Raw genomic sequence first — 4,687 nt, 5'->3', positions numbered from 1 at the left:
TATTCTCCTGGAAATACTGTAAACAACGCTACTGATTTCTACAAATGATACGGCGTTGCCAACGCCCTTATGTACTACCCGTACACGGCGGGCGTTGCCGCCTTGTCTCATTATTATTTTAATCCACTATAAAAAATCGCTCCATTTGAACCAAACATCAGCCCCATAAACAAAAAGGTCAGGTCGTCTGAAAACCTGTTTTCAGACGACCTCTATCTTTTTAAAACTCAATAATCTGTTTCAAATCAATCCGCTTCCAAAACCACTTTCATGGCTTGGTTTTCGGCGGCGTGTTTGAACACGTCGTAGGCTTTTTCCAATTCGCTGAATTTGAAACGGTGGGTCAGCATTTTGGTGTAATCGACGGAGCTGCTGGAAATTGCCTTCATCAGCATTTCGGTGGTATTGGCGTTGACCAAACCGGTTGTGATGGCGAGGTTTTTAATCCACAGTTTTTCGAGTTTGAAATCAACGGATTGACCGTGTACACCGACAACGGCGATATGACCGCCCGGTTTGACGATGTCTTGGCACATATTCCATGTAGCGGGGATGCCGACGGCTTCGATGGCGCAGTCCACGCCGTCGAAGCCGACGATGGCAAAGACTTGTTTGAATACGTCGCCTGAAGCGGGGCTGACGGTATGGGTTGCACCCAGCTCTTTCGCCAGTTTCAAACGGTTTTCGTCCATATCGCAGACGATGATGGCGGCGGGGCTGTACAGTTGGGCGGTCAGCAAGGCGGACATACCGACAGGGCCTGCGCCTGCGATGAAGACGGTGTCGCCGGGTTTGACATCGCCGTATTGCACGCCGATTTCGTGGGCGGTCGGCAAGGCGTCGCTCAACAACAGGGCGACTTCTTCGTTGACATTATCGGGCAGCGGAACAAGGCTGTTGTCGGCATAAGGCGTGCGGACGTATTCGGCTTGCGTGCCGTCAATCATGTAGCCCAAAATCCAGCCGCCGTTGCGGCAGTGTGAATAGAGTTGGATTTTGCAGTTGTCGCAAGTACAGCATTTGCTGACGCATGAAATAATGACTTTATCACCGACTTTGATGTTTTTTACAGCCTCGCCGACTTCTTCTACAATACCGATGCCTTCATGGCCGAGAATACGACCGTCGGCGACTTCGGGGTTTTTGCCTTTCCAAATACCCAAGTCAGTACCGCAAATCGTGGTTTTGACGATTTTCACCACTGCATCGGTCGGATCGATAATCTGCGGACGGGGTTTTTCTTCAAAACGGATGTCGTTTGCGCCGTGATAAACCATTGCTTTCATGCTGATACTCCTTGCTTGTTGATAAATAATTTCAATACTGCAATAAAGTCTCTTTATATGAGTTATATACCCCTAAAAAAAATAAGTCAATAAGAATTATTTTCACAATGTTATACCATAACATTTTGTTTTCAATATAAATAAAACCACTGATTGATATTAATGAACACACCCAACCCTTTCTCCGAACGGCTCATCCGCTGGCAAAAACAATACGGCAGGCACCATCTCCCTTGGCAGGTTAAAAACCCTTATTGCGTCTGGCTTTCCGAAATCATGCTCCAGCAGACGCAGGTTGCCACCGTATTGGACTACTATCCGCGTTTCTTGGAAAAATTTCCGACCGTACAAACGCTTGCCGCCGCCCCGCAAGACGAAGTGTTGTCGTTGTGGGCGGGCTTGGGCTATTACAGCCGCGCGCGCAATCTGCACAAAGCCGCGCAACAAGTCGTCGAACAATTCGGCGGCACGTTTCCGTCGGAGCGTAAAGACTTGGAAACCCTCTGCGGCGTAGGCAGAAGCACCGCCGCCGCCATTTGCGCCTTTGCCTTCAACCGCCGCGAAACCATTTTGGACGGCAACGTCAAACGCGTGCTCTGCCGCGTGTTCGCCCGCGACGGCAATCCGCAGGACAAAAAATTCGAAAACTCGCTCTGGACACTTGCCGAAAGCCTGCTGCCGTCTGAAAACGCCGATATGCCCGCCTATACGCAAGGCTTGATGGACTTGGGCGCAACCGTGTGCAAACGGACAAAACCCTTGTGCCATCAATGCCCGATGGCGGACATCTGCGAAGCGAAAAAGCAAAACCGCATCGCCGAGCTGCCGCGCAAAAAAACCGCCCCCGAAGTGCAAACCCTGCCGCTTTACTGGCTGATTGTCCGCAACCAAGACGGCGCAATCCTGCTGGAAAAACGCCCCGCCAAAGGCATTTGGGGCGGGCTGTATTGCGTGCCGTGTTTTGAAACCCTGAACGAAACATACGTTTGCGCCGAAAAGCTCGGCATTTTTTCAGACGACCTTTCCGAGCAACCCGCCCTTACCCACCGCCTGACGCATCGTTTATTAATGATTACGCCGTTTGAAGCGCAAATCAGTTCGTCTGACACGCTGCGCCATTCTGAAAACGCATCAAAAGATAACCGCTTCTGGGTGAAACCCGAAAATCTGGCGGATTACGGTTTGCCCAAACCGCTGGCAGATTATTTGAAACAACGGCAGCAGGCATTGTTTTAAAAATGCTTGAAAAGCAAACAGGCAGCATCCAACTCTAAAACACAATAAACATACCCGCGCGTTATACAAACCCTCCCGCGCCCGTCAGGAATCCCATGCACACACTCCCCCTGCTTACCCAACAGTTCGCCGAACTCTCGCCGTTTTTCTATTCCCGCGTTTCTCCCGAGCCGCTGACCGCGCCCTACTGGGTCGCCTTCAACACCGACTTGGCGGCAGAGTTGAATCTGGATACAGATTTTCAGACGACCGCCAACCTTGCCTACCTCAGCGGCAACGCGCCGCAATACGCGCCCGCGCCCATTGCCAGTGTTTACAGCGGCCATCAGTTCGGAGTCTATACCCCGCGCCTTGGCGACGGGCGCGCGATCTTGATTGGCGATTCCGTCGATGCCGCGGGACAACGCCAAGAGTGGCAGCTCAAAGGCGCAGGCAAAACGCCCTATTCCCGCTTTGCCGACGGGCGCGCCGTCTTGCGCTCCTCCATCCGCGAATACCTCTGTTCCGAAGCCATGCACGGTCTCGGCATCCCCACGACCCGCGCCCTCGCCCTGTGCGGCAGCAACGACCCCGTTTATCGGGAAACCGTCGAAACCGCCGCCGTCCTGACCCGCATCGCCCCGAACTTTCTGCGTTTCGGCCATTTCGAATACTTCTACTACACCGGCCGCGAAGCCGAAATCCAACAACTTGCCGACTACCTCATCCGGCATTACTACCCCGACTGCCGAGATGCCGACAATCCCTACGCCGCCCTGTTGGAACAAATCCGCAACCGCACCGCCGATACCGTCGCCGCATGGCAAAGCGTCGGCTTCTGCCACGGAGTGATGAATACCGACAACATGTCTGCATTGGGGCTGACCATAGACTACGGCCCCTTCGGCTTCCTCGACGACTACGACCGCCGCCACGTCTGCAACCACTCCGACACCCAAGGCCGCTACGCCTACAATGCACAGCCCTTCGTCGCCCATTGGAATTTCTCCGCCCTCGCCTCCTGCTTCGATGCCCTCGTCCCACACAACACCCTCGAACAACTCATTGACGGCTGGACAGAAGTTTTTCAGACGACCTATTTAGAGAAAATGCGCCGCAAACTCGGTTTGCAGCAAGCAGACAAGAGAGACGACGAAAGCCTTATCGCCGACCTCTTCACTGCCCTGCAAGATCAAAAAACCGACTTCACCCTGTTTTTCAGGAACCTGTCCGAAGTCAGCAATACACACGGCGAACCCCTCCCGCCCAAACTCGAACAAACCTTCAAAAACGGCGTTCCGCCCGCCTTCATCCGCTGGCTCGGACGCTACCGCCAACGCCTGCGTGCCGAAAACAGCAATCCTGCCGAACGCGCAATACGCATGAACCTGACCAACCCGCTCTACATCCTGCGCAACTACCTTGCCGAACAGGCCATCGCCCAAGCCCGAAACGGCGACTACCGCGAAATCGAACGCCTGCGCCGCTGCCTCGCCCGTCCCTTTGACGAACAGGCAGAGTTCGCTGACCTTGCCGAACCGCCGCCCGAAGGCAGCATTCCGGTTTGCGTCAGTTGCTCAAGTTAGACGTCAAAGACAGACAAAAAGGTCGTCTGAAAATATGAACTGCACCCCAAAAGTTGGACATCCCCTCCAACTCACAAGGTGCAGTTTTTTTATGAGCAAATATACATTACACTTCAAATACCAAGCCGTACTCCACTACCTGCATATACGCAGCCAACAGCGTACCGCAGAACACTACGGCATTTCCCGAACCCACCTGAGACGATGGATACGCGCCTATCAAGAAGGCGGTATCGGCGCACTCGAACATCCCCAATCCAAAACCATGACCCAACACCGCAAAAACCCCTTCATCGCAGATAAACCCGATCAAGAAAAAACACAGGCAGAGCTTATTGAAGAGTTGTGCTATATGCGCGCAGAGGTCGCCTACCTAAAGGAGTTAAAAGCCCTCAGCCAAAAGCGGACCGAAAAGGACAAAGCCAAACCGTCCAAACACTGAGGGCGCAACACCCGCTCAAATACCTGCTGCACATCGCAAACCTGCCCAAAAGCAGCTTTTACTACCACCACCAAGACCGACCCGACCCCGACGCAGCCGACAAAGCCCTCCTCGTCGAAACCTACCGGCGGCATAAAGGACGCTACGGACAAAGGCGC

At 53.4% G+C, this 4,687-nt stretch carries 4 protein-coding genes and 1 pseudogene; 4 read left to right on the top strand and 1 reads right to left on the bottom strand.

The window, feature by feature from the left end; all coding sequences use genetic code 11:
• Positions 1 to 245 precede the first annotated feature (245 nt).
• Positions 246 to 1,286 carry a zinc-dependent alcohol dehydrogenase family protein gene (locus tag HMPREF1051_RS03530; protein WP_003764566.1) on the bottom strand — a complete coding sequence of 347 codons (1,041 nt, stop codon included), beginning with the start codon at positions 1,284 to 1,286 and terminating at the stop codon, positions 246 to 248.
• Positions 1,287 to 1,448: 162 nt separating this feature from the next.
• On the opposite strand from HMPREF1051_RS03530, the gene mutY reads away from it, so the two are divergent.
• The 4 genes and pseudogenes from mutY to HMPREF1051_RS15110 form a co-directional block, all read left to right on the top strand.
• Entirely contained in the window at positions 1,449 to 2,522 is a 1,074-nt protein-coding gene (gene mutY / locus HMPREF1051_RS03525; protein ID WP_003764569.1) for an A/G-specific adenine glycosylase, read from the top strand.
• Between the two features lie 95 nt (positions 2,523 to 2,617).
• Positions 2,618 to 4,087 (top strand): protein adenylyltransferase SelO, encoded by a 1,470-nt coding sequence (locus HMPREF1051_RS03520; protein ID WP_003764568.1) that lies wholly within the window; start codon positions 2,618 to 2,620, stop codon positions 4,085 to 4,087.
• Between the two features lie 91 nt (positions 4,088 to 4,178).
• On the top strand, positions 4,179 to 4,529 hold the full coding sequence (locus HMPREF1051_RS03515) for a helix-turn-helix domain-containing protein (RefSeq protein WP_003764570.1): 351 nt from the start codon (positions 4,179 to 4,181) through the stop codon (positions 4,527 to 4,529).
• Positions 4,433 to 4,687, top strand: a pseudogene (locus tag HMPREF1051_RS15110) (hypothetical protein); the annotation flags it as partial. The gene HMPREF1051_RS03515 and the pseudogene HMPREF1051_RS15110, both read left to right, overlap by 97 nt.

Source organism: Neisseria sicca VK64 (assembly GCF_000260655.1).
In the GTDB taxonomy this organism is placed as follows: domain Bacteria; phylum Pseudomonadota; class Gammaproteobacteria; order Burkholderiales; family Neisseriaceae; genus Neisseria; species Neisseria sicca_B.
The sequence above is the reverse complement of the archived record's forward strand: the minus strand, read 5'-3'. Positions and strand labels throughout refer to the sequence as shown.